General features: G+C 43.4%; 21 protein-coding genes. 15 read left to right on the top strand and 6 right to left on the bottom strand.

What is annotated here, in order from left to right; genetic code table 11:
- Position 1 precedes the first annotated feature (1 nt).
- The 11 genes from hisS to BCU57_RS01480 all read left to right on the top strand — a co-directional run bounded on the left by hisS (position 2) and on the right by BCU57_RS01480 (position 10978).
- Entirely contained in the window at positions 2-1276 is a 1275-nt protein-coding gene (hisS, locus tag BCU57_RS01430; RefSeq protein ID WP_102440590.1) for a histidine--tRNA ligase, read from the top strand.
- A 52-nt stretch (positions 1277-1328) separates the two neighbouring features.
- Entirely contained in the window at positions 1329-1946 is a 618-nt protein-coding gene (locus tag BCU57_RS01435; protein ID WP_076542697.1) for a tetratricopeptide repeat protein, read from the top strand.
- 12 nt (positions 1947-1958) lie between these two features.
- Positions 1959-3146, top strand: a complete 1188-nt coding sequence (gene bamB / locus BCU57_RS01440; protein WP_076542699.1) for an outer membrane protein assembly factor BamB — start codon at positions 1959-1961, stop codon at positions 3144-3146.
- Between the two features lie 79 nt (positions 3147-3225).
- Positions 3226-4692, top strand: a complete 1467-nt coding sequence (gene der, locus BCU57_RS01445) for a ribosome biogenesis GTPase Der (protein ID WP_076542701.1) — start codon at positions 3226-3228, stop codon at positions 4690-4692.
- Between the two features lie 242 nt (positions 4693-4934).
- On the top strand, positions 4935-5501 hold the full coding sequence (locus tag BCU57_RS01450) for a cytochrome b/b6 domain-containing protein (protein WP_157936137.1): 567 nt from the start codon (positions 4935-4937) through the stop codon (positions 5499-5501).
- A 333-nt stretch (positions 5502-5834) separates the two neighbouring features.
- Positions 5835-6314, top strand: a complete 480-nt coding sequence (locus tag BCU57_RS01455) for a TlpA family protein disulfide reductase (protein ID WP_102440588.1) — start codon at positions 5835-5837, stop codon at positions 6312-6314.
- A gap of 4 nt (positions 6315-6318) precedes the next feature.
- On the top strand, positions 6319-6558 hold the full coding sequence (locus BCU57_RS01460) for a DUF4266 domain-containing protein (protein WP_102440587.1): 240 nt from the start codon (positions 6319-6321) through the stop codon (positions 6556-6558).
- Positions 6549-7859: a DUF3570 domain-containing protein gene (locus BCU57_RS01465; RefSeq protein ID WP_102440586.1), complete on the top strand. Its 1311-nt coding sequence runs from the start codon at positions 6549-6551 to the stop codon at positions 7857-7859. Before BCU57_RS01460 ends, BCU57_RS01465 begins: the two co-directional genes overlap by 10 nt.
- A gap of 153 nt (positions 7860-8012) precedes the next feature.
- Positions 8013-8840, top strand: coding sequence for an FAD:protein FMN transferase (locus BCU57_RS01470; RefSeq protein ID WP_102440585.1), 828 nt, complete (start codon positions 8013-8015; stop codon positions 8838-8840).
- 47 nt (positions 8841-8887) lie between these two features.
- Positions 8888-9547, top strand: a complete 660-nt coding sequence (locus tag BCU57_RS01475) for a response regulator transcription factor (protein ID WP_102440584.1) — start codon at positions 8888-8890, stop codon at positions 9545-9547.
- 33 nt (positions 9548-9580) lie between these two features.
- On the top strand, positions 9581-10978 hold the full coding sequence (locus tag BCU57_RS01480) for an ATP-binding protein (RefSeq protein WP_102440583.1): 1398 nt from the start codon (positions 9581-9583) through the stop codon (positions 10976-10978).
- Positions 10979-11135: 157 nt separating this feature from the next.
- On the opposite strand, the gene BCU57_RS01485 is transcribed toward BCU57_RS01480, so the two are convergent.
- The 4 genes from BCU57_RS01485 to BCU57_RS01500 form a co-directional block, all read right to left on the bottom strand.
- Positions 11136-12605, bottom strand: a complete 1470-nt coding sequence (locus BCU57_RS01485; RefSeq protein ID WP_241903596.1) for a DUF3300 domain-containing protein — start codon at positions 12603-12605, stop codon at positions 11136-11138.
- Positions 12606-12732: 127 nt separating this feature from the next.
- Positions 12733-14109, bottom strand: coding sequence for an ATP-binding protein (locus BCU57_RS01490; protein WP_102440582.1), 1377 nt, complete (start codon positions 14107-14109; stop codon positions 12733-12735).
- Between the two features lie 7 nt (positions 14110-14116).
- Positions 14117-14794, bottom strand: a complete 678-nt coding sequence (locus BCU57_RS01495) for a response regulator transcription factor (RefSeq protein WP_102440581.1) — start codon at positions 14792-14794, stop codon at positions 14117-14119.
- 60 nt (positions 14795-14854) lie between these two features.
- Complete coding sequence (locus BCU57_RS01500; RefSeq protein ID WP_133126440.1) at positions 14855-15226, bottom strand: PepSY domain-containing protein; 372 nt, start codon at positions 15224-15226, stop codon at positions 14855-14857.
- A 232-nt stretch (positions 15227-15458) separates the two neighbouring features.
- Here BCU57_RS01500 and BCU57_RS01505 point away from each other — a divergent pair, with 232 nt between their 5' ends.
- Positions 15459-16370: a choice-of-anchor H family protein gene (locus tag BCU57_RS01505; RefSeq protein WP_102440580.1), complete on the top strand. Its 912-nt coding sequence runs from the start codon at positions 15459-15461 to the stop codon at positions 16368-16370.
- A gap of 83 nt (positions 16371-16453) precedes the next feature.
- Here BCU57_RS01505 and xseA read toward each other — a convergent pair whose 3' ends face one another.
- Positions 16454-17782, bottom strand: coding sequence for an exodeoxyribonuclease VII large subunit (gene xseA, locus BCU57_RS01510; protein WP_102440579.1), 1329 nt, complete (start codon positions 17780-17782; stop codon positions 16454-16456).
- A 121-nt stretch (positions 17783-17903) separates the two neighbouring features.
- Here xseA and guaB point away from each other — a divergent pair, with 121 nt between their 5' ends.
- The 3 genes from guaB to tadA all read left to right on the top strand — a co-directional run bounded on the left by guaB (position 17904) and on the right by tadA (position 21873).
- Complete coding sequence (guaB, locus tag BCU57_RS01515) at positions 17904-19376, top strand: IMP dehydrogenase (RefSeq protein WP_076542723.1); 1473 nt, start codon at positions 17904-17906, stop codon at positions 19374-19376.
- Between the two features lie 116 nt (positions 19377-19492).
- On the top strand, positions 19493-21070 hold the full coding sequence (gene guaA, locus BCU57_RS01520) for a glutamine-hydrolyzing GMP synthase (protein ID WP_076542725.1): 1578 nt from the start codon (positions 19493-19495) through the stop codon (positions 21068-21070).
- A gap of 128 nt (positions 21071-21198) precedes the next feature.
- Positions 21199-21873 carry a tRNA adenosine(34) deaminase TadA gene (tadA, locus tag BCU57_RS01525; protein WP_102440607.1) on the top strand — a complete coding sequence of 225 codons (675 nt, stop codon included), beginning with the start codon at positions 21199-21201 and terminating at the stop codon, positions 21871-21873.
- Between the two features lie 297 nt (positions 21874-22170).
- On the opposite strand, the gene mltF is transcribed toward tadA, so the two are convergent.
- Complete coding sequence (gene mltF / locus BCU57_RS01530) at positions 22171-23628, bottom strand: membrane-bound lytic murein transglycosylase MltF (RefSeq protein ID WP_102440606.1); 1458 nt, start codon at positions 23626-23628, stop codon at positions 22171-22173.
- Positions 23629-23986: the final 358 nt, after the last annotated feature.

Genomic DNA, 23986 nt, shown 5'->3' on the forward strand with positions numbered 1-23986 from the left:
CGTGGCAAAACAGATCCAAGCAATCCGTGGAATGAACGACATTCTGCCAACTCAAAGCCCTTTATGGCAACAAGTCGAAGCGGTTATTCGCTCTACTGTTAGTGCCTATGGTTACAGTGAAATCCGTACTCCTATTGTTGAAAGTACTGATTTATTCAAGCGCTCAATTGGTGAAGTCACCGATATCGTTGAAAAAGAAATGTATACCTTTGCTGATCGCAATGAAGACAGTTTAACATTGCGCCCAGAAGGCACAGCATCGACTGTTCGTGCGGGAAATGAGCATGGTTTACTTTACAACCAAGAGCAACGTTTATGGTACATGGGACCTATGTTCCGTCATGAACGTCCTCAAAAAGGTCGTTACCGTCAATTCCACCAATTTGGTGTTGAAGTGTACGGCATTGCAAGTGCGGACATTGATGCGGAAGTATTGATGTTATCTGCAAGATTATGGGATTCATTTGGCATTAAAGACCACGTTAAACTGGAACTTAATACCTTAGGTGATCCTGCTGAACGTGCTACTTACCGTGATGCATTAATTGCATTTTTAGAGCAGCACAAAGAGCAATTAGATGAAGACTCACAGCGCCGTATGTATTCAAACCCGCTACGAGTATTGGATTCTAAATCGCCACAGGTTCAAGCCTTGCTAGCTGATGCGCCAGAGTTAATGGATTATTTAGGTGAAGAATCAAAAACACATTTTTCAACCTTATGTGAACTCTTAGACGCTGTCGGCATCCAATACACAATTAATCCTCGTCTTGTGCGTGGTTTAGATTACTATAACCGCACCGTTTTTGAGTGGGTAACGGATAGCTTAGGCTCTCAAGGAACGGTACTTGCTGGTGGTCGTTATGATGGTCTGGTTGGTCAATTGGGTGGTAAAGATACCCCTGCAGTAGGTTTTGCAATGGGACTTGAGCGTATTGTCTTACTACTGCAAACCCTTGAGCTTGATAAAGATGTCGCGCCAGTTGTCGATGTTTATGTCACGGCAATGGGCGAAAACTGCTTAGTTGAAGCAATTAAAATTGCCCAAGAGTTGCGTCAAAGCCTGCCAGCGCTTAAAGTCATGAGTCATTGTGGCGGCGGTAACTTTAAAAAGCAGATGAAACGTGCTGATAAAAGCGGTGCGCAGTACGCCCTGATCATTGGTGAAAACGAAATTGCCAATAACCAAGTTGCAATTAAGCCACTGAGAAATAAGAACGAACAACTTTTAGTTGCCCGAGAAGAGTTGGCGACTACGATAAAATCATTATTTTAATATTAGCCCTTAGCTAATAAAAAACAGAACTGAATAGAAAGGGGAAGTGCGCGTGGAAATTTATAGCACAGAAGAACAACAAGTAGATGCTATTAAGCAGTTCTGGAAAGATTACGGCAGCTCAATCATTGTGGGTGCAGTCGTAGGTCTAGGTGGATTGTACGGTTGGAATTATTACTCTGACGTAAAAATTGAAAAATCGGAAGCTGCATCAGAAGCATTTCAACGCATTACTGCTAACAGCGACAGCAGTGCAGTACAAGCAGCTATCGCTGAGTTTGGTGCACAGCACGATCAAAAAGGTTACCAAGCCTTGCTTGAACTCATGTCAGCTAAAGCTGCTGTCGATGCAGGCGAGTTAGATAAAGCAGAAGCGGCTTTTACTAAAATCATTGCTGCAAAACCGGGTGCTGCTTTAGAGTCTTTAGCGACGTTACGTCTATCTCGCGTGCAAGCAGAGCAAGGTAACATCGGCACTGCAATTGCTACATTAGAGCAAATTACCGATGAAGCATTTAATGCTCAACGTGATGAGTTAAAAGGCGATTTACTTGTGCGTCAAGGTGACATGGATAGTGCACGTTCAGCTTACCAAGCTGCTGTTGATAACGGCGGTTCGTTAACCAGTCCTGCATTACAAATGAAGCTAGACAATTTAAACAAGGCATAAGGAATTAGCCGAATGAAGTCTTTATGCAAAACTTTGCTAGCAGCGGGCTTAAGCGTCGCATTGCTATCTGCTTGTTCTTCAAATGATAATGAAGAAGAAGTTGTTACTGAACTAACTGAAATTCAAGCAACTGTTTTTCCAGAAGTTAACTGGCATGCCAAGGTTGGGGGGGGAGTCGGTGACTTTTATTCTCAACTTAAACCGGCTATTCGATATGACCATGTATATGTGGCCGATCGCAACGGTGAGGTCGTCGCCTTTGAAGAAGCAACAGGCAAAGTGGCTTGGCGTAAAGACTTAGCTTCAGAATTTAAACATACTGAGCTGGCGAAAACGAAAGAGGCACGCATTGCCGCAGGCGTTACCGCTGGCCGTAATAAAGTCTTTATTGGCGGCGAGTCTGGTTTATTGGTGGCATTAGATGCTCAAACCGGTGAGACCGTATGGTCAGCAGTTGCAAGCGGTGAGCTGTTATCGGCTCCAACTGTGTCTGAAGATTCAGTTGGCGTGCATACCAGTGATGGTAACTTTGAAGCATTTGATATTGATGACGGTGCTAAACTGTGGACCCATGAGATGCAACTGCCAAATCTAACGCTACGCGGCACTAGCTCAGCAGCTTATGATTCAGGTGGTTTCTTCCTTGGCACTGCTGATGGTAAAATAGCGGTTATTGTCAAAAACAATGGACAAGTGGCTTGGGAGCAGGCGGTATTTAACCCAACCGGTGGTAACGAGTTTACTCGTATGGCCGATGTGGACATGACACCGTTAATTTTGGGCGATAATTTATACGCGGTAAGTTACAATGGTAACTTAGTGTCTATGGAGCTAAGAACGGGTCGTGTTGTATGGACGCGTAAGTATTCAAGCTTCAATGAATTAGCGACAGCAGGGGTTGGACTATACTTAGTCGATGACCACAGCCGAATTTATTCAGTAGATAGACGTAACGGTCTTGAATTATGGAGTAACTCTACGTTAATGAATCGTAGTTTAACTTCACCTGCCGTTATAGGCTCTTATATTGTTGTAGGTGACTTTGAAGGTTACTTACATTTTATTGACCGCAACTCTGGCGAAGTCGCTGGACGTGTTGAGGTTGATAGTGATGGTTTATTCTCACAACCAGTAGTGGTTGGAGATAAAATTTATGTGCAAGGTCGTAGCGGCAAAATCGCGACGATTGTACTGCCATAAATTGAATAGCAAACCTTATTAGAGCCCCTGGAAGTGTGTTCCGGGGGCTTTTTATTTTAAAGTTTTTAGAGGCAAAATCATGATCCCTGTAGTGGCCCTTGTGGGGCGACCTAATGTTGGTAAGTCAACTTTATTTAATCGCCTTACTCGCACAAGAGATGCGCTTGTCGCCGATTTTCCTGGTTTAACTCGTGACCGTAAATATGGACGTGCGTTTTTAGCTGGTTATGAATTCATTGTGGTTGATACTGGTGGTATCGATGGCACTGAAGAAGGGATTGAAACTAAGATGGCTGAACAATCGCTAGCGGCGATTGAAGAAGCAGATGTGGTGCTATTTTTAACTGATGCTCGTGCAGGCTTAACAGCAGCTGATTTAGCGATTGCTGAGCATTTACGTAGCCGTGATAAAACTACCTTTGTTGTTGCTAACAAAGTTGATGGTATTGATGCTGATTCAGCCTGTGCTGAGTTTTGGTCATTAGGTTTAGGTGAAGTTTATCAAATGGCAGCTGCGCAAGGTCGCGGTGTTACCAATATGATTGAATACTCTTTAGCGCCTTATGCTGAAGCTATGGGTATTACTCGCCAAGAAGACGGTGAAGAAGTTGAAGATGTACGTGAGTACACTGAAGAAGAAGCCGAAGCTGAACAAGAGCGCCTGCAAAACTTACCGATTAAGCTTGCTATTATTGGTAAGCCTAACGTAGGTAAATCAACGCTAACTAACCGTATTTTAGGTGAAGAGCGTGTGGTTGTTTATGATGCACCAGGTACGACTCGTGACAGTATTTACATTCCAATGGAACGTGAAGGTCGTCAATACGTATTAATTGATACTGCTGGTGTGCGTCGCCGCGCGAAAGTACATGAAGTTATTGAGAAGTTTTCAGTGATTAAAACCCTGAAAGCAGTTGAAGATTCTAACGTTGTCTTGTTAGTGATCGACGCTCAAGACGGTATTACAGAGCAAGATCTTGGTTTGCTTGGTTTTGCGCTTAATGCTGGTCGTGCAATTGTACTTGCTGTGAATAAATGGGATGGTCTTGACCAAGCATTTAAAGAAAGCGTTAAAAGTGAGTTAGATCGCCGCTTAGGCTTTATCGACTTTGCCCGCATTCACTTTATTTCAGCGCTTCATGGCACAGGTGTTGGTCATTTATACGAGTCAATTGAAGAAGCCTATGACAGTGCAACGCGCCGCGTAAGTACTTCAATGCTGACCCGCGTTATGCAAATGTCACAAGATGATCATCAGCCACCATTAGTACATGGTCGCCGAGTGAAGCTTAAGTATGCCCATGCTGGTGGTTATAACCCACCAATCGTTGTGGTGCATGGTAATCAGGTAAGTAAGTTACCTGATTCATACAAGCGCTACATGATGAACTACTTCCGTCGTTCATTGAAAGTTGTGGGTACGCCAATTCAAATGCGCTTTCAAGAGGGAGCTAATCCATTTGAAGGCCGCCATGAAAAGCTAACCATTAGTCAAGAGCGTCGCCGTAAACGCGCAATGAGCCACATTAATAGCCGCAAAAAATAAATTATTTTCTGTGAGTTAAGCAAAACCTGAATGACTGCAAAGTGATTCAGGTTTTTTTATGTCTCTGATTTACTGGTGTTTGAACTGAGGAGTTTGAACTGAGGAGTTTGAACCGAGGTGTTTGAACCGAGGTTATTGAATGTTATTGGCTTGGTAAGGTGAAACGCTCAATGATCTAGCATAAGCAAATGTTAAGTTTTACCTCTTATAATAATCATTCACTTTCAATCGCTGAGGTTTTTATGAGTACTCACAGCCATTTCCCTGCTATCCATCGTCTTCTGCATTGGGGGCTTGCGTTGTCGATGTTGGTGATGCTGTTAACCATCTTACTGCGTTTAGGCTGGATGGAGAAAAATCATATGGCAGAGATGATCCAACAAGGGCTATTGCCGCTTGATTTACTCATCAGCGATAAACAAGCCGTCATCATTGCTAAAAGTATCCGTAATGTGATGTTCCAGTGGCACCTATATTTTGGTTATGCGGTGGCTGTTTTTGTGTCGCTGCGCTTTATCTATATGGCAAAATGCGGTTTACAATACCCTAGCGCATTCAGTAAACAGGCTAGCGGCCGTGAAAAATTTCAAGCGTGGGTATATTGGCTATTTTATCTGGGTATTGCGTTATCGGTCTCCACAGGCTTGTTGATTGAATTTGGGCCAGAGTCAATTGAACACCAAGCTGAAACCGTGCATAAACTTGCCTTGTGGTATTTTATTCCGTTTATCAGTTTGCATTTGGCCGGAATAATACTGGCCGAATTTACCCACGATAAGGGCTTAGTCTCGAGAATCATCGGCGGGTAAACAAAGTCACCAGTTGTGTTGAACTAAGCCTATTGAGCAGCGTATCAGCGGTTGTTCTAGCTATTGCTTCAAGACCGCGTCATGGCGTTAGTGCTAGCGCGGTGATTATTAGTCCTCATTAACCAACTCTTGTTCGCTATCCTATACTCGTCAGACCTTGTTAACGGGTTAATCTTTACCTATTTAACTCTCCAACTTAACACTCTGTTAAACTAACTCGTCACAATGCTTAATAAAACCTTAAGATTGAAGATTTAACTTAGATGATATTGAATCATTAAAAATTAGTCATTCATGACTCCTCAAAAATTAAAACTAACAAAGCGAGACTCCATGAAGCGATCATTACTAGCGAGTTTGTTACTCACATTGGCCTTTAGCGGCCCATTATTTGCCGCGCCTTCACTTGAGCATACTGTACTAACCAAAGATGGCACCGAAACTAGCTTGAAAGAGTTTGCTGGCAAGGTGGTGTATGTGGATTTTTGGGCATCATGGTGCGGTCCATGTCGAAAGTCTTTTCCTTGGATGAACCAGATGCAGGCCAAATACCAGCAGCAAGGCTTTGAAGTGGTTGCTATCAATCTTGATGTTGATACTGAGTTAGCCCATGAGTTCCTCACTAAAATCCCCGCTAATTTTAATTTACGCTTTAATCCAGAAGGGGATGTGGCAAGGGAGTTTGATTTACCTGGTATGCCAAGTAGCTATTTATTTAACCGCCAAGGCGAATTAGTTCAGCGTCATGTTGGTTTTTTTGACAAGAACAAGCCTGCTTACGAACATGAAATTCAACTGTTATTAAAGGAATAAGCCAATGAAAAAATCGAGTTTTAAGCAATACATTAAGCTGTTATTGGCCTTGTCTATTATCAGCAGTTTAGCAGGCTGTTCGAGTTTAGGGGTAGAGCCGTGGGAGAAGGATCAATTTGCCCGCGCTGATATGGCACTTAATAATGAAAAGTTAGATTTAGCATTGGATGACCATATTTACTTCAGTAAAGAAGGCACCAGTGGCGGACGCTCATTAGCTGGTGGAGGTTGTGGATGCAACTAACTTCGAAACTAACGCCGAAACAAAGCATCGCTAGTGCATTGGCCATGGCTAGCTGCAGTTTGTTGTCACAACAAGCTAGCGCACAAGAGCCGGTACCGGCAAACGATGATTGGAAAGTCGATGCCGCCATTATGTATTACGGTGAGCAAGACCGTGTACAAGCCGTTGAAGCTATTGGTAATGTGCAAAAAGCCTTTGGTGAAGATTCGCTGCTCGATATGAAAATCGTTGTCGACAGCTTAACCGGCGCTTCAGCTTCTGGCGCTGTAGCACAATCCATCAGCCAAACCTTTACTCGACCTTCAGGTAAGGGAGAGTATACGGTCGCCCCAGGTGAAACGCCCCTTGATGATACGTTCCAAGATACCCGGGTGCAGTTAAGTGCCAATTGGCAGGAAATTTTAAATCCTGACTGGACGGTTAACTTGGGTGTTTATGGTTCTAAAGAATATGATTATTTATCATTAGGCTTAAATGCGGGTGTGGAGCGCAGTTTTAACAAAAACAACACCACCCTTGCCTTATCGGGTGCCTATACGAATGATACTGTTGATCCTGTGGGCGGACGTCCTGTGGCGTTATCAGAAATGGTATTTCGCGGTGATTATGATGGCGATGATGCCTTTCAAGCTGCATTTGACGCCACTCGATTAGACGGTGATGACACCAAGCAAACCGCTGATGTCATGCTAGGTGTGACCCAAATCTTGAATCGTAACTGGTTAATGCAAGCCAACTACGGTTTTTCAAGTGTGTCGGGCTATATGACCGATCCCTATAAAATTCTCAGTATGGTCGATGGTAACGGTGAGTCCCATGGTTATCGCTATGAAAACCGCCCAGACTCGCGCACTAAGCACAGTGTTTTCTTGTTAGCAAAAGGCGCATTGGACTCAGGGGTGATTGATTTCTCTTATCGCTACAATACTGATGACTGGGATATTCAAGCGCACACTTTAGAAACCCATTATCGCTATTACTTTACCCCAAGCTTATATGGCCAGCTGCATTTGCGTTATTACCAGCAGCAAGCTGCTGAGTTTTATCAGCCATTTTTGCGCACAGAAGCTGCATTACCTGAGTATGCCAGTGCGGATTATCGCATTGGTGACATGTCAGCATATACCGTAGGGCTTAAGTTTGGCCATCGCTTATCTGGCGGCCATGAACTTAGCTATCGTATTGAGTATTATCAGCAAAACCCTGAAAACAACGGCACAGATATCCCTGGTGAGTTAAATAATCAGGATTTATTTCCATCGGTGAAAGCAATCGTAGCTCAAATAAGCTATTCGTTTTAAATAAATAGTCTTAAGATAAATAAACGCAAAACATCAGAGTTATTGAAATTGTTAAATAAAGCCGCTGTTACATCACAAGCCGCTACATCTAAGGCCCCACAGGTCGCGACGCTTACACGTCGCCCTTGGGGCTTTTTAGGTTCATTTAGCGCCATGGCAAGTCCATGTGAAATGTTAATGCGACTAGATGATGAGAAGATTGCCCAGCAGATGTTAAATATCGCGGTGGCTGAAGCCAAACGAATAGAGCGTAAATATAGCCGTTTTTTACAAGGTAATATTGTTTGGCAACTCAATAATGCCCAAGGGCAGGCGGTTAACATTGATGCTGAAACCGCACATTTACTGCAATTTGCCCAGCAATGTTATCAATTAAGTGACGGCGCTTTTGATATCAGCGCAGGTCCTTTAATGAAGTTGTGGCGCTTTGATGGTAGCCATCAAGTGCCACCAGCTAGTGCGATTAAATCGGCATTAAAGCTAGTGGATTTTAGCGCCATTGATTTTACTGACAGCAAATTGACTATGCCTGCAGCAATGAGTTTAGATTTTGGTGGCATAGGCAAAGAGTATGCGGTGGATAGTACAGCGCAATTACTCAGCAAGCGTTGGCCTGATATCTCTGTTTTAGTTAATTTTGGCGGCGATATTGCCTGTCCCATCCTTAACCCAGATGGCTGGCAAGTGGGGATTGAAAACCCGCAGCAATTGGATAATGCCGCGGCGCTGTTAACCATACGCCAAGGCGCATTAGCCACTAGCGGCACCACTCGGCGCTACATTGAAGTGGATCAAAAACGCTATGGCCACATTATTAATCCTCGAACAGGATATCCTGTGGAGCAAGCGCCGCTTTCAGTGACGGTATTAGGGCCAAATAGCGTTACCGCGGGAATGTTATCGACCATGGCAATGTTAAAAGGCGCTGCTGCTGAAGCCTTTTTGAGTGAGCAAGGTGTTGACTTTAAAGTGTTTAGATAAGCTTAAATCGCGCTTTAGTTATTATAAAAGTAATAAGGGAATAACCGATGCGGGTATTGTTAGTAGAAGACAATCAGTTATTAGCACAAGGCGTGGTTTTGAGTTTGGCTAAAGAAGGGATCCAAGTGGATCACTTATGTTCTTATAACCAAGCATTAGCGGCGCTGGATAATGAAGATTTTAGCGCCATTATTCTTGATTTAGGTTTGCCTGATGGCAATGGCGAAGATTTATTAAAGCACTGGCGTAAAGCGGGAGTATCTTTGCCGATTATTGTGCTTACAGCCAATACGGATTTTGATACTCGCTTAAACTGTTTAGACATTGGCGCAGATGATTATCTCAGTAAACCGTTTGATGTGCGGGAATTAGTTGCAAGACTGCGAGCGATTGTTCGCCGCCAACACGGCTTAGATAACAATCAATTTAGTTTCGGCGCATTGACCATCGATTTCAGTTGTTGTGAAGTGCATTTTCGAGAGCAATTAATCAATCTGCCACGGCGGGAATATCAATTGTTATTGGAGTTTGCCCAATCAGCAGGGCGAGTACTAACCCGCAGCCAGCTTGAGCAATTAACCTATGGTTGGGATGAAGTCGGCAGTAATTCCATTGAAGTGCATATTCATCATTTACGTAAAAAAATGGCCCCAGAACTGATTAAAACTGTTAGAGGCATTGGCTATATTTTAGCTGAAATTCAATAAGCATTAATGGTCAGTAGATCATAAAAGGATATTATGTTTTCGTTACGTTTCTCCCTTAGTTTATTGATGTTAGTCGGCATCTTACTGACCGTATCGGTTGCCAGTGTGCTGAGTAGCCGCGATGCCATGTACGAGATAGAAGAGCTATTTGATGCAGAAATGGTGCAAACCGCCAAAGTGCTGGATTTGTTTTATGTCAAAAGGCTTACTGCCGCCAAAGTAGCAAGCTTAATTGAGCAACCTATTCGCTTTCATGTGTCAGAGTCTGAAATAGAAACCTTTGCCGAGCAGTCTACGGTAGAAACCCTCTCTTACGAGCGAAAGCTGTCATTTCAATTATTTACCGCAGCAGGTGAGTTACTTGCATACTCAGATAATACTGGTGTAAAACCGCTAACGGATTTTAACCACGGCTATGCCTATCAGGCAGTCGGTGAGCACACCTGGCATGTGTACAGCTTGTTTTCAACGGCGCAACAGGTGTGGATTGTGACTGCACAGCGTGATGATGTGCGCCAAGAGTTGGTGGATAAGATTAACGCCAATAGCTGGCGCTCGCCTTTGATTATTGCGCCTATCATGTTGCTTATCATGCTATTGGTGACTTACTACTTATTTAAACCCATCAAACTACTTGAACGTCACTTAGCTTATCGCAGTGCTCAAGATCTAGCGCCAATTAATATCCGCTTACCGTCAGAACTTATTACAATTCAGCAGTCGCTTAATAGTTATTTAGCCCGTATCGCCGATATGATGATCCGCGAACGACGCTTTAGTGCTGATGCCGCCCATGAATTAAAGACCCCCTTAGCCATCATTAAACTTCATGGTGATGGTTTAGAAAGCGTGATTAATTCATCAACCGATGAAAGCTTAAAGCAACAAGCAATGCCTTATACTCAAGCCATGGGGCAGGGAATTAAGCGTATGAGTCATACTGTTGAGCAACTGTTATTACTCTCAAGGGTTGATGCCATTGAAGCGATTAATAAGGCTGAATGCGACTTACAAAGCCTAATTGATAATGTGATTAATCAGTTAGTGCATATTGTGGCCGATTATCAGTGGCAGCTTGATATTCCTAAGGGACTTACCGTTAAAGCTGATAGCTTTTATCTTGAATTAGTATTAAAAAATATTATCGAAAATGCCTGTAAATACAGCCCTAAAGAATCGGTTATTAGCATTCGCGCTGAGCAAGATGCTAACCAATGCGTCATTAATATCATTGATCAGGGAATAGGGATGTCTGCAAGCGAAATTGATTTAGCCAAGAACCGTTTTTATCGGGTTGATGAAAATGTATCCCAAGGTGCAGGGCTAGGGTTATCCATTTGTCAGCTCATCATTATGTTGCATCAAGGTGATATGAGTTTTCATCAAGCTAAGCCTCAAGGGCTAAAGGTCAACATTGTGTTACCCAATTAAACTAACTTATTTAATCTTGGGATAGAAAAAGCCTGAGTCACAGTGAATGTGATTCAGGCTTTTTATTTATTTCAGACCCAGCTTCTAACTCAGCTTCTGGCCCAGCTTATGACTTAACTTCTGACTCAGACAAAGCGCAGTTTATTTCACTCGTTACTTATTTCACTCGCTGTTTAGACGACGAGTGATGACTGCTTGAGCGACTACCACCACGGTTGTTGTGGGATGCATTACTCGCTCTTTGCTGCGGTTTGGCGCTACGGTTGTTATTCACTCGCGCAGTTTGGTTATAGTGCTTGCTACTTTGCTGTTTATTAACAGTCGGTCTGCTGGTCGCTTGTCTATTAGTAACCTGCCTGTTTGTCGCTTGTCTGCTGCTCGGTTGCTTGGTCGCTTTTTGGCTTTGATGAGCCTTATTTGAACGGTTTGGCTGTGATTTATTTGCCGTTCTCAGCGCTTTATCCTGCTGGCCATTATGCATTTTATTCGTATTACTTGGCTTAGTGCTCGGTCTAGTGCTCGGTCTAGTGCTCGGTCTAGTACTGGGCTTAGTGCTGGGTCTTGAGCTATAGCTCGGCTTAGCATTATGATTATTTTTTAATGCTTTATTAACACGTTGCTGCTTTGCTATATGGCTTGGCTTAGAGTTATGCAGCTGTGCAGGCTTACCTTTATGACCAGGTTTTTGAGAATGAGCCACCTTGTGGCTTTTATTGTAACGGGCACGATCATACTTATGGCTTACTCTCGGCGCTTTATATGCAACCCCGCGGCGATGAGCAGGTTTGTGCTTCCAGCGGTGTGAGCCTTGGCTATAGGCAATCTTATGGGGCTTACGATAGTAACGAGTCTTATGATGATTAATCACCACCACGCGTCTACTTGACCAATGCACCGCGCCAAAGAAGTAGTTAAAGTTAATGTAAACACTTGGCCCCCAATAAATCGGGCGGTTCGGGCGGTAATGCACATAAGATGGATAACGCCAATATACTGGTGGGTATGCATTCCAGCGCCAGCTACCGTAAACAATTCTTGGGTCGTAATAGGGAACATAAACCACTTCCGTACGGGCAGGCTCAATAATGATCTGCTTTTCTTCACGGGTGATGGTCATGTTTTCCATATCATCAAAACTATTGGCTTCATCGGCTTGATGGCGCAATGTTTGAATGCTGGCTAATACCGTTTCTTCATCTTGCAGAAATGCTTCACCTAACTCCTGAGTCCAATCAAGATCTTCATTAAGCTTTTCAAGCACAGTGGGAAAGGCCACTAATGCCATGACGCTAGGGTCCCAATCCTGTTGCTCGGCTTGCTGCATTTTTTGTTCGCTATCAAGCTGACTATTTTCTTGCTGCCAGCGATGCGCTTGTACTACCTCTAGAGGGTAGGTAGACGCAATCAGAATATGGGTTAACAAACTATCTGGATATAAGGCAATAGGAGCAAGCATTTGTGCCAGCTGCGCTTCAGACAGCTGCTCAGCATCTTGACTGTAGGCTTGATCGCTTACCAGTGTTTGTGCGCCACTGTCTGTGGCCGCGAATGCCGCAGGAGAAAGCATAATGCACACGGCAACTAGGCTTGTTCTGATGCGATTAAACGTCGTATTCATTAATATCATATCGTCTCCAACTCCTTTTTGATAAAGGCAGTTTTTGAATGTTAGATATAGGATAACGAAGTGAAAATGAACACAAGATGAAAGCAGGGAATTTATTTCGAGTGAATTAAGCGGCTAATGGTAAAAGCTAGTCATTAAATGTGATGGTGAATTTAGCGCCGCCATAAGTGTCAGATGCACCGACGCTTAATTGCCCCTGATAACTTTCGACAATATCACGCACTATGGCTAAGCCAATGCCGTGACCTTGTTGGTAGGTATCGGCTCTGATGCCACGTTCAAAAATACCGTGCTGTTGCTCTGGGCTTAGGCCTTTGCCGTCATCTTCAATGATAAAGTGTAATTGGTTATCGGTTTGAACTACGCTAAGGCAAACTTGGGCCTTAGCGGCTTTACAGGCGTTGTCTAACAGGTTGCCAAGCATTTCACTTAAGTCAGCTTCTTCACCTTTAAATAGTATGTTGGCTTGGGCTTGGTAATCGATATCAAGGTGTTGCTGTTGGTATATTTTACTTAAGGTTCTGATTAACTTGCTGGCGACATCATCCACTTTAACCCCTAAATGCCAAGGCTTATTACCGCTAGTTTTGGCTTTATTGAGCTGATAGCTAATGATGTTATTGATATTGCTGGCTTGCTCTTTGGAGTCGGCACTTAAGTCTTTTTGGCTTTGCAGCACAGCTAAGGGGGTTTTTAAACTATGGGCTAGATCGGCTAAGGCATTTTTATAACGCTGCCTTTGCTGTTGCTCAGTTTTTAATAGCACATTGAGCTGTTTTGCCACCGCGTTGAGCTCTATTGGGTAGTTTTGCTCAATGCGAGTTTGCTCACCTTGCTCGACTAACGTGAGCTCTTGAGTAAAACGGTTTAACGGTTTTAATGTCCACAGCAACCATATGGCCTGTATCAAGGCTAGTACCACCATTAACACTGCTAACCATGTCCATAGAGTGTTGCTAAACTCACTAATTTGCCTTTGAAAATCTGCGTCATCTTTAATGATATGAACCGTTATTTGTAGCGGTTTTTTATCTGTTTCAAAAGAAACGGTGAAGTTATATACCACATGATTATTGGGTTCACTACTAATGTCATCATCAAAGATGATTTGAGTAAGCTTGCCTTCGCCCATGGCCGGTATTGGTAATTGAGGCAGGGTTAAGCCTAAAAAAGATTCTGATGACCATACTTCATTAACGCCAGAGGGAGAATTTGAAGTGATAAGTGCATACAAACCAGAGCCGACAATATTAAATTGATTTTCCAATAAGTAATTGGGCATCACCACCTTATTGTCTTTGACTTCTGCCACTGCCAGCACCGAATACACATAGGCTTTTAACTGGTTATTAATCGATTGGGCGATTTGATGTTTAAAGGCATTATTAACCGCCGCGCCAATGAGAGGCAGTAACACCACAATTAACACTAAGCCACTGAGCATCAACCTTACTTTTAAGGAGTTAAAGAGTGCGAGTCGAGGCAAAGTTAATGACTTTTTCATCAGAAGGTTATTTACTTAGCTGGCGTAGGCGATAACCTTGGCCACGCAAAGTTTCAATTAATTTATATTGGTTATCAGGGTCGAGCTTTTTACGTAAGCGGCGGATAAACACTTCAATGACGTTGGAGTCCAAGTCAAAATCCTGATCGTAAATATGTTCAATTAAGGTGGGTTTAGAAATCACTTCACCCTGATGCATCATAAAATATTCAAACAGTTTGAATTCGGAGCTACTTAAAATAACCGACTGCTGTAAATGCGTTAACGCTAAGGTGCGGGTATTAAGACTAAAAGGGCCGTTACTGATCACCGGACTTGCTTGCCCAGCTGAGCGGCGGATTAATGCATTGAGACGGGCGACTAACTCTTCAGGCTGAAATGGTTTAGTGAGGTAATCATCTGCGCCAGAATCTAGCCCTAGCACCTTGTCTTGCCAGCCATCTCTAGCGGTTAAAATCAAAATCGGATAATCGATTTGTTTTTCACGCAGCTGGGTAATTAAGCTCAGGCCATCTATTTTAGGTAACCCCACATCGATGATAGCTGCATCATATTGATACTCAGAGGCTTGAAACAATCCGTCTTCGCCATCAGATGAAATATCAACGCTGTAATTTGCCCCTTGAAGGTGCTCAGTGAGATTGCGTTGTAAGCCTAAATCATCTTCAACTAATAATATTCTCATGCCTAGCCTCTTGAATTTAGTTGCTAAAAATTAAGCTTTGGCAACGATGGCGGTTAAAGATTAGTTTCTTGAAACTGAACCTGAACGTGCATTGACGGTGGCGTAAAACACCATGCCTTTATTTGACAGTAGTTTAACCCGATAGCCAGGAGAGCCGTTCACTGAGGTTGATTGCACCGACAGCACTTTAGCCGAGTATTGCCTTTTAGCCAGTTGCGCTGCCTGCTGTGAGCTATTAACGGCTAACTTTTTCGACTGGTTGGTTTTTTTTTGATTGGGCGCATGCTGATTGGGCGATTGATGGGCACGCTGATGGATGCCTTGTTGACTCCAATTGCCTGAAACTGGCGCAGCCTGAACTAATCCGATACTGAGAAAACTCAATATTAAGATAGTCAGGGGAATGCGTAATTTCGTTGTTACTTTGCTCATTTGCCAAGTCCAATTGAATATTTATCTTTGAAATCAGTCATCAGTGTAAAAGATCTGCTGCAATATAGAAATAGCGCTTCGCTATCAAAACTGCCTATCTCACAGCAGTAGTTTTAATCATTATCTAATGGCTTTGATGAATTCTAGCTGAACGTGTTCAGCTTATATTCATTTTCAATGCACTTAAATAGAAAGCAGGTTTCACCAAGCGCATTGAAAACAAGGATTGATTATGATGACTTTATCTATTTCAAAATGGTCGCTGACGGCAGTAGTGCTTTTATCGATGAGCGGTTTTGTACACACTGCTGTCGCCTCTGAAGCGGCTGCTTTGTCAAATGTGGCTGCTTTATCAAATCAAGTGCAGGCAAAAGTATTAGTGAGTAGTGAAGGGCGACAATTAACTGCCTCAGAAAAGCCAAACCAAGTGAAGGTTGACCCGCAGCGCATTAACGCATTGGTAAATAATGCCAAGCAGCTTGAGCCTGCGCTAGCCGTTGAGCGTTCAGTGCGCATCAAGCAGTTATCGCAGTTATCTAAACAAACCACATCACAAGCAGCGCCTAAAAATACCTTAACCAATAATGCCATAACCAATACTGCCTCTATGATGTATGTGCAGCCGGGGCTTAGGGATTTTACGATTTATCAGGCCTACAGTCATTTATATGATGATTTTGATGAAGATGGTTTTTATCAAACTTTTACCGTGACCTTTGATGCTGATGTTTACGGCTTTAGTGTCGGCGAGCCTGCTAATGTTTATGCTGAATTGTATTTAAGCCGAAATGGCGGCCCGTGGCAGCATTATTACTCCACCGATATTTTTACCATTTATGGCGAAGCTGAAGATGACAGTTATGAGGTGCTAACCACCTTAGCCCAAGGGTATAAAACCGATTACTATGACGTACTGATTGATTTATATGAGGTGGGTTATGAGGATATTGTTGCCACCATCAGTAGTGAAGAGGCTGATAGCTTATATGCCTTGCCGTTAGAAAGTAGCGATAGAGATACGGTTTATATTGAAGAAGAAATCATTGAAACTGAAGTGATAGTCAGTGGCGGTAGTACCTCAGGTGTCATGTTAATCTTAGCTGTAGGTTTGCTAATAATGAGACGAAAAAGTATGACGTCATGAGCTTATTAACTCACCACCGTGACTCTTATTAATTAACAGCGTCGCGGTGGTTATTCATTTCTACTTCACTGTTACTTCACTATTTATTTAACTAGGGACTCAATCTCACCATGATGTAGCTGAGTAACCAGTAAGTCACCTGAGCTTACTTGGTTCGCCTGTTCAACTACCTTGCCATCACTGTCTTTAGTAATACTGTAACCACGGCTTAAGGTGGCTAACGGGCTTACGGTTTCCAGCTTATGAGCGCTGTAACTGAGTTGCTTACTGGCGTTATCAACTCGGCTTTTCATCGCTTCATTTAAGCGATTACTTAGATAAGTCATTTTGTTTTGCTCAAGGGTGAGTTTGTGCACTGGCGATTGCTGCTGCAAACGGCTTTTTAATTGTTGTTGCCTCATTTGGGCGCGGGCCAGTTTGTGCTGCAACGCAGACTCAAGCTTTAACTGCATTTCATCAAAACGTTGTTCAAGCTGTTGTAGTTGCCTTTTAGGATCTTGTCTTTGCAGCTGGTGGCTTAATTCAGCAAGTTGGGTGCTTTGATGCAATATGTAATGACGATAGGCTTGCCTTAAACGCGCGAAAGTCGCAGTCAATTTTTGGCTTTTATTGCCTTTATCATCAGATAACAACTCAGCCCCTGCCGATGGCGTCGGCGCTCTTACATCAGCAACATAGTCACTGATGGTGGTATCAATTTCATGGCCCACAGCGCTCACTACGGGCAATGCACTGTTATAAATCGCGTGGGCTAAGTCTTCATCGTTAAAGCACCATAGATCTTCCAGTGAACCGCCACCACGGGTGAGTAGCAGCACATCAACCTCAAGACGTTTGTTGGCGGTAGTGATGGCATCGATAATTAATTTACTGGCAGTAGCACCTTGTACTTGAGTGGGGTAAACCACCACTTCAATGGACGGATCGCGCCGCGATAACACATGCACTACATCGCGAATGGCTGCACCAGTAGCTGAGGTAATCACACCTATTCGTTGGATATTTTGTGGAATAGGGCGCTTAGTTTCTGTTGCAAATAAGCCTTCTGCGGCTAATTTTAGCTTAAGCGCCTCATATTGCTGTGCTAGCAATCCATCACCCGCAGGCAACATCGACTCTAATAGTAATTGATAATCGCCGCGGGGCTCGTAAACACTGATGGCGCCTTTAACTAAAACCTGTTGTCCATTAACCGGTCTAAAGGCGACTGATTGATTACGACCTTTAAACATCGCACAACGAATTTGTGAGCGACTGTCCTTTAAAGTCATATACCAATGACCTGAATTTGGGGAAACAAAGTTCGAGATTTCGGCCTCTAGCCAGACCTTACCAAGCTCTCCTTCAAGCAGCTGGCGGACTTCACCGTTTAATCGCGAAACGGAGTAAACATTATTTTTTGAGCTTTTCATCAATTTAGGCCACCCAATCGGAACTTTTGACTATTTTCCATTTACCAACCCCAATATGCAAGGTATAATCCCGCCGCAATATTTACCCTTTCTAAACCCTACACTTTCTGGGAGATGTTGCATGTTAAGATTAAGAAATGACGCACTAACATTTGATGATGTACTACTGGTGCCTGCTCACTCAACCGTCCTCCCAAATACCGCTGTTCTAAAAACACGTCTGACTAGAAAAATAGAATTAAACACCCCAATTGTTTCTGCAGCTATGGATACCGTAACTGAAGCTCGCTTAGCGATCGCGATGGCACAAGAAGGTGGTTTAGGTTTTATTCATAAAAATATGACCATTGAGCAGCAAGCTGAAGAAGTTCGTAAAGTTAAAATTTACGAAGCGGGTATTGTTCAGCAACCTGTTACAGTTAATCCATCAACAACCTTAGCTGACGTTAAGCAATTAACTGAGCGCAATGGTTTTGCTGGTTACCCAGTGGTTAATGACGCAAGTGAACTTGTGGGTATTATCACTGGCCGTGATGTGCGCTTTGTCACTGACTGGACCATGACTGTTGAACAAGTTATGACCCCAAAAGATCGTCTTGTGACGGTTCAAGAAGGCACTAAATTAGATGAAGTACAAACATTAATGCATTCTCACCGCGTTGAGAAAGTGCTAGTGGTTGACGCTAACTTCAAGCTTAAAGGCCTTATCACAGTTAAAGATTTCCAAAAAGCTGAACGTAAACCAAATGCATGTAAAGACGAGTTAGGTCGTTTACGTGTAGGTGCAGCCGTTGGCGCTGGTGCAGGTAACGAAGAGCGTATTGCTGCATTGGTTAAAGCCGGTGTTGACGTATTATTGATTGACTCATCTCATGGTCACTCAGAAGGCGTATTGCAACGTATTCGTGATACTCGCGCATCATTCCCTGACTTACAAATTGTTGGCGGTAACGTTGCAACAGCTGAAGGCGCATTAGCCCTAGTTGAAGCTGGCGTTGATGCGGTTAAAGTGGGTATTGGCCCAGGGTCAATCTGTACTACGCGTATCGTAACCGGTGTTGGCGTGCCGCAAATTACTGCAGTATCTGACGCAGCAGCGGCAGTTAAGCATCTTGATATTCCGGTTATTGCCGATGGCGGTATTCGTTTTTCAGGTGATTTAGCTAAAGCATTGGCAGCGGGTGCATCTTGCATCATGGCAGGTTCAATGTTTGCTGGTACTGATGAAGCGCCGGGCGAAACTGAGCTATACAATGGTCGTGCTTATAAGTCATACCGCGGTATGGGCTCTTTAGGTGCGATGACTCAAACTCAAGGTTCATCAGATCGCTATTTCCAAAGTGACAATGCTGCTGACAAATTAGTACCAGAAGGTATTGAAGGCCGCGTTGCTTACAAAGGTAAATTAAAAGAGATTATTCACCAGCACATGGGCGGCTTACGTTCATGTATGGGTCTTACCGGTTGTGCCACCATTAAAGAATTAAATGAAAAAGCTGAGTTCGTTAAAATTACTTCAGCAGGCATGGGCGAGTCTCATGTGCACGATGTCACCATCAGTAAAGAAGCGCCGAACTATCGTAGCGGCACTTAATAGTTAATAAGGCGCTCATTTATTTGAGCGCCTTTTTTCAATTTCATTATGTATTTGAAATTATGCATTTGAGATTGAAGCAAACCTACTAGATCAAACCAGATATAAGGTAACCCATGAGCAACATTCATGAGCATAAAATCCTGATCCTAGATTTTGGATCGCAATACACGCAGTTAATCGCCCGCCGTATTCGTGAAATCGGTGTTTATTGTGAGCTTTGGGCTTGGGATGTATCTGAAGAGCAAATTAAAGGTTTTGCTCCTAACGGCATCATTTTAGCTGGTGGCCCTGAAAGCGTTACCGCTGCTAACTCACCACGAGCACCAGAATATGTGTTCAATGCTGGCGTACCTGTTTTAGGTATTTGTTACGGCATGCAAACCATGTCTGAGCAGCTTGGCGGCAAAGTGATCCAAGGCGTTGGCGAAGGCGAGTTCGGTTACGCGCAGGTTGAACTGCAAACGGAATCAGCCTTATTCAAAAGCATTGAAGATGCCATCAGTGAAACAGGCAAGCCATTACTGGATGTATGGATGAGCCACGGCGATAAAGTATCTGAAATCCCAGAAGGTTTTGTTACTGTCGCTAAAACTGACACTTGCCCATACGCTGCAATGGCCAATGAAGATAAGCATTTCTACGGGGTGCAATTTCACCCAGAAGTGACCCACACTCGTCAAGGTAAGCGCATGCTTGAGCACTTCGCGCTAGAGATCTGTGGCTGTCCTGCTAACTGGAAACCATCATCAATTATTGAAGATGCTATTGAAAAACTGAAAAAACAAATCGGTAACGATGAAGTAATTTTAGGTTTGTCAGGTGGTGTAGATTCATCGGTTGTGGCCATGCTATTGCACCGCGCAATAGGCGACAAACTGACCTGTGTATTTGTTGATAACGGTCTGCTACGTTTAAACGAAGCCAACCAAGTCATGGAAATGTTTGGCGATCACTTCGGACTGAATATTGTTCACGTTAATGCTGAGCACCGTTTCTTAGAGCAAATGGCTGGCGAAGCAGAGCCAGAAGCTAAACGTAAAATCATTGGCCGCGTTTTCGTTGAGATTTTCGATGAAGAGTCAAAGAAATGCGTTAATGCAAAATGGTTAGCACAAGGCACGATTTACCCTGATGTAATTGAATCTGCAGGCAGCGCCACAGGCAAAGCCCATGTGATTAAGTCGCACCATAACGTTGGCGGTTTGCCAGATGATATGGAAATGGGACTAGTTGAGCCATTACGTGAGTTATTTAAAGATGAAGTGCGTAAAATTGGTTTAGAGCTTGGTCTGCCATACGACATGCTTTACCGTCATCCGTTCCCAGGACCGGGTCTGGGTGTACGCGTTTTAGGTGAGGTGAAAAAAGAGTACTGTGACTTACTGCGTTTAGCGGATGCTATCTTCATTGAAGAGCTGCACAAAGCTGACCTTTACAACAAAGTCAGCCAAGCATTTACCGTATTCCTACCTGTTCGTTCTGTCGGCGTTATGGGCGATGGTCGTAAATATGATTGGGTAGTATCGCTACGCGCAGTTGAAACTATCGACTTTATGACAGCCCACTGGGCACATTTACCTTATGACTTCTTAGGTCGTGTATCTAACCGCATTATTAATGAAATCGATGGTATTTCACGTGTGGTTTACGATATTTCAGGTAAGCCACCGGCAACCATTGAATGGGAATAACCCATTTAGATATTGCTGAATAAACAAAAAGGCGCTTCGGCGTCTTTTTTGTTTTAAACTATCTAATTCAATCTAACTGTTTTACAGCTATTTTTTACAACTAAAGCGTTATGAATTATCGAGCCCCCATGCCAACATCTACTGACATTGCAGATCCTATCATTGATGCCGATCTTGAAACCAAGCCTGAAACTGAGCCTAGCTCTGAGCCAGTGAATAAACTGGTTAATAAGCAGATCAATCAACTCGGTCAATTAGTTGAAACCGAGCTGACCGCTGAACAAACAGCTATTGATGAAAAGTGGATGCGAGTAGCAATGGCGCAAGCCAGGTTAGCAGAAGCCAAAGGAGAGGTGCCCGTGGGCGCAGTCTTGGTTAAAGATGATGAGTTGCTTGCTAGTGGCTTTAATTTAAGTATTTGCGAGCATAACCCCACAGCCCATGCTGAAATTGAATGTATTCGCGCCGCAGGGCAGGTGCTTGAAAACTACCGCATGTTAGACACTAGCTTGTATGTCACCCTAGAGCCTTGTTCCATGTGCGCTGGCGCTATGGTGCATAGCCGAATAAAACGAGTGGTATTTGGCGCAGATGATTTAAAAACCGGCGCCGCTGGCAGTGTGGTTAATTTAGTTCAACATGCTGATTTTAATCATCAGCTAGAGGTGACGTCTGGGGTATTAGCGAGCGAGTGTGCTGGGCAATTAAGTGCTTTTTTTAAACGTCGCAGAGAAGAAAAAAAAGCACTTAAAAAGTTACTGAAACAGCAATCAGACTTGTTGCTGCAAAAAGGCGAAAAATAATTTCTGGCGGTTAAGCATTTTACGTTGTTTAAGCTTGATAGCATTACGGCGACGAGCGCTGTTATTAGTGTTTCTTCTCATGTTAAGCCTTACTACATTGGTGAGGTTTTATATTAGTTAAAGCGAGCATAAATCACTTTCGAAAACAAACCATCGCTGCCCGGTTCGCTGTAAATCTAAAACTGGGTTAGCTCACAATCCCCATTTGCTAATTCGTATCCCTTACTTGCATTCACTAGCATAAAGGTGATGGTTAAAAAGTTACCCTAGACAGTGTAAAGCCAGTAAGTGACGGTTTTATTGCGCCGCTGATTTTACAATATCTTCTGGATTTTTATCATCATTGGCTGAAGTCTTAGCTTGGCCTGTGCTGTCATTTTCTGCTTGTTGCTGCATAAGTTCAAGCTGTTTATTTTGACTATCGACCCACACTAAGGTGTCGTAATATCGGCGGATGTTTTCCACATAGTGAACCGCTTCATTACCACGAGCATAACCATAACGAGTATGTTGATAATATTTGCGTTGTTGCAGCAGTGGCAAGACCTCTTTGACATCTCGCCATGCACTGGGATCTTTACCCATCCCTTGGGCTATTTTGCGGGCATCCTCCACATGACCTAAACCCACATTATAGGAGGCAAGGGCAAACCAAATACGCTGACTGTCAGGGATTGATGCTGGTAAACGATCGATCATTTTTTGCAAATAAATTGCGCCACCGCGAATGCTTTGTTCTGCATCGAGGCGGTTATCCACCCCCACAGAGCTTGCCGTTGGCTGGGTGAGCATCATCATGCCGCGAACGCCAGTGGGTGAGCGCGCTTTAGGGTTCCAATGGGACTCTTGATAACCGGCGGCGGCCACTTTACGCCAGTCGAGATCGCCAGCATGTTTTTCAAATAGGGCTTGGTATTCAGGTAGCACATTATCAATAGCGCGAATAAACGCGCGAGTATCAACATAGTCAAAGCGCTTAACATGGCCAAAATACTTTTCATTTAAATGCTCAAGGGTGCCATTCCGTTTTTGCTGATGCCAAAACGACAATAACGAGCCCATTAAGCGGTCGCTGCCATTGGGGCGCAATAACCATACAACGTCAGTTTTATCATCTAGGACGATACTGCCCCGTAACTCAGGTAAATAGCGTTGATTTATTCGTAGACTTTTAGAGTCTGCCACCGTATAAAGCAACTCGCCTTTCGCCACCAAAGAAAACAATTCTTCGTTGTCTTTGTCATACACTTGCTGCCATTTAAGGTTTGGGTGTGATTGCTGCAAGCTGGTTAATGTATCTACCGCCGCAGACTCAGAGATGACATAAATATCACCGCTCAGATTATCAAGATTTCTTGGCTTTTGAGTGCCGGTTTTATAAATCAATACTTGATTGACCTCATATAAAGCAGGCCCCAGTAAAAATTGTTCACGACGGTTTTGGGTAGTGGTAATTGCGGCGGCAACAATATCGATTTCGTCATTTCGCAGAGCGGCGAATAACTGCTGCCTGTGGGTGTAAGGCACCATTTCTAATGGCACATCAAGATACGCTGCAAACTTTGCCGCCATTTCATAATCAAAACCACTCTCGCCAAGATCTGAGTTGAGGTAGGTTTGCGAGCCGTAAAGCGTCCCTACCTTTAAGACGGTACGTTTGGGGGAGGTTTCAACAAATTCAGTGACTTCAAACCTAGGTGGCTCACAGGCCACCAGTAAAAAGCTGAATGAAATAATCGTTAAAAGTTTGGTCATATCCATCTGTAAGCTATTGGTATTAGGCACTGTGCACTATTCAATGTTGAGCCTGAAAATATAATACCGTTTTAAAAAATGTCAGCGCTTTAGATATTTTAGCAGTAGTTTGCTATTTCACCTAGAAACCGGCTCAAGCTGAGTAAAATATACGTTTGAATTGATTAAAGAAAACCAAATGACAATTGGCTTTTAATCGCGAATTAACGCTTAAATTTTAAGCGCTTTTATGTGTTATTTAAATTGATTGTTTTCGTTAACGGGAAACACTGTTCTCACGCGCCTTGGTGGGTGATTTATAGGGTGTGATTCCCTATAATAGCGCCAATTCTTACCCTGCCATTATAATTAATAAGGT

The sequence above is a fragment of the Shewanella sp. 10N.286.48.B5 genome, assembly GCF_002874355.2.
Lineage (GTDB): Bacteria > Pseudomonadota > Gammaproteobacteria > Enterobacterales > Shewanellaceae > Shewanella.

Excerpts from the sequence above, each read along its gene's own strand:
- BCU57_RS01465 (WP_102440586.1), top strand. The coding sequence starts at position 6,549 with ATGCAACTAACTTCGAAACTAACGCCGAAACAAAGCATCGCTAGTGCA.
- BCU57_RS01450 (WP_157936137.1), top strand. The coding sequence starts at position 4,935 with ATGAGTACTCACAGCCATTTCCCTGCTATCCATCGTCTTCTGCATTGG.
- BCU57_RS01490 (WP_102440582.1), bottom strand. The coding sequence starts at position 14,109 with ATGAAAAAGTCATTAACTTTGCCTCGACTCGCACTCTTTAACTCCTTA.
- BCU57_RS01460 (WP_102440587.1), top strand. The coding sequence starts at position 6,319 with ATGAAAAAATCGAGTTTTAAGCAATACATTAAGCTGTTATTGGCCTTG.
- BCU57_RS01480 (WP_102440583.1), top strand. The coding sequence starts at position 9,581 with ATGTTTTCGTTACGTTTCTCCCTTAGTTTATTGATGTTAGTCGGCATC.
- BCU57_RS01500 (WP_133126440.1), bottom strand. The coding sequence starts at position 15,226 with ATGAGCAAAGTAACAACGAAATTACGCATTCCCCTGACTATCTTAATA.
- BCU57_RS01505 (WP_102440580.1), top strand. The coding sequence starts at position 15,459 with ATGATGACTTTATCTATTTCAAAATGGTCGCTGACGGCAGTAGTGCTT.
- tadA (WP_102440607.1), top strand. The coding sequence starts at position 21,199 with ATGCCAACATCTACTGACATTGCAGATCCTATCATTGATGCCGATCTT.
- mltF (WP_102440606.1), bottom strand. The coding sequence starts at position 23,628 with ATGACCAAACTTTTAACGATTATTTCATTCAGCTTTTTACTGGTGGCC.
- BCU57_RS01495 (WP_102440581.1), bottom strand. The coding sequence starts at position 14,794 with ATGAGAATATTATTAGTTGAAGATGATTTAGGCTTACAACGCAATCTC.
- BCU57_RS01455 (WP_102440588.1), top strand. The coding sequence starts at position 5,835 with ATGAAGCGATCATTACTAGCGAGTTTGTTACTCACATTGGCCTTTAGC.
- xseA (WP_102440579.1), bottom strand. The coding sequence starts at position 17,782 with ATGAAAAGCTCAAAAAATAATGTTTACTCCGTTTCGCGATTAAACGGT.
- BCU57_RS01475 (WP_102440584.1), top strand. The coding sequence starts at position 8,888 with ATGCGGGTATTGTTAGTAGAAGACAATCAGTTATTAGCACAAGGCGTG.
- BCU57_RS01485 (WP_241903596.1), bottom strand. The coding sequence starts at position 12,605 with ATGATATTAATGAATACGACGTTTAATCGCATCAGAACAAGCCTAGTT.
- BCU57_RS01470 (WP_102440585.1), top strand. The coding sequence starts at position 8,013 with ATGGCAAGTCCATGTGAAATGTTAATGCGACTAGATGATGAGAAGATT.
- der (WP_076542701.1), top strand. The coding sequence starts at position 3,226 with ATGATCCCTGTAGTGGCCCTTGTGGGGCGACCTAATGTTGGTAAGTCA.
- guaB (WP_076542723.1), top strand. The coding sequence starts at position 17,904 with ATGTTAAGATTAAGAAATGACGCACTAACATTTGATGATGTACTACTG.
- guaA (WP_076542725.1), top strand. The coding sequence starts at position 19,493 with ATGAGCAACATTCATGAGCATAAAATCCTGATCCTAGATTTTGGATCG.
- bamB (WP_076542699.1), top strand. The coding sequence starts at position 1,959 with ATGAAGTCTTTATGCAAAACTTTGCTAGCAGCGGGCTTAAGCGTCGCA.